Genomic DNA, 1119 nt, shown 5'->3' on the forward strand with positions numbered 1-1119 from the left:
TCGTCGGCCAAGTACTTTGCTTCGGCCATGGTGTCGATGATTTCTCCGGAGAGTTGTTCCCTTCTGAATTGGGCGTTGAATGATTCGATGAACCCGTTCTGCCAGGGCGATCCCGGGTCGATGAACGCGGTCTTCACACCGGCTGTGCTGCACCATTCGATCAGTGCGGCGGCGGTGAATTCCGGTCCGTTGTCGCAGCGCACGTACGCCGGTTCGATACCGGTTTCGGCGATGATGTTCTCCAGCACGGCGACCACGTCGGAAGCCTTGAACGAGCGCCGCGGCACGATCGCCAGCGCCGTGCGGGTGCATTCGTCGATGACGTTGAAGAAGCGGATGTGGCGCCCGCAGGAGGTGACGTCGGACTGGAAGTCGAAGCTGATCACGTGCATCGGGTATTCGGCTTTCAGGCGCTTCTGTTCCCCGGCGTCCGGGCCGGTCCGGCGCTTCTTCTTCGGCTTGGGTTTACAAACCAGTCCCTCGTCGCGCCAGAGCCGGCGTACCCGCTTCTTGTTCAGCGCCACGTCCTGCCACTGCGGCTGGGCACGCAGGTGCCAGCGGGCCTTCTTCCAGCCCCACGCCGGGTGTTTCTGCGCGACTGCCCGCAGGTCAGCGCGCAGCCGTGTTTCCTCGAAACTCATTTCGGGTTTCTTCTTGCGCAGGGCGGAGCGGTTCTGCCCCAGCACTTTGCAGGCAAAGCGTTCCGACGCCCCGAACTTCTCCATCGCCATGCGCACGGCACGGCGGCGTGGTTCGGGGCTCAGAATTTTCCCTTGGCCACCTCGTTCAGGATGTCGATGGCTAGCTCTTTCTCGGCCAGCAGCCGCTTGAGCCTCGCGTTCTCCTTCTCGAGCTCCTTGGTCCGTTTCGTCGCCTCGGCGTTCTTCTCGGACCCGTACTGGTTCAGCCACCGGTACCAGGTCGCCTCGGTGACCTGCAGTTCCTTGACGACCTCGATGAGGGGCCGTCCTTCATTGAGCATTTTCTGGCCCTGCCGGACCTTCGCGATGACCTGCTCGGGGGTATGCCTACGTGCCATAACTAGTGAATTTCCTCCTGCGTCCATTCTCGGACACGAAACTCACATAGTCACCGGACTCCTACACGGGGACCCAACCA

At 61.8% G+C, this 1119-nt stretch carries 1 protein-coding gene and 1 pseudogene; both read right to left on the reverse strand.

Annotation, left to right across the window (positions count from 1 at the left end):
- Positions 1-911 (reverse strand): IS3 family transposase (locus tag HGO92_RS23130; RefSeq protein WP_346769081.1); only part of this gene is annotated, 911 nt, incomplete at its 3' end.
- Positions 875-1066: pseudogene (locus tag HGO92_RS24645) on the reverse strand (hypothetical protein); the annotation flags it as partial. The gene HGO92_RS23130 and the pseudogene HGO92_RS24645, both read right to left, overlap by 37 nt.
- Positions 1067-1119 lie beyond the last annotated feature (53 nt).

The organism is Crystallibacter degradans (genome assembly GCF_012952295.1).
GTDB lineage: Bacteria > Actinomycetota > Actinomycetes > Actinomycetales > Micrococcaceae > Crystallibacter > Crystallibacter degradans.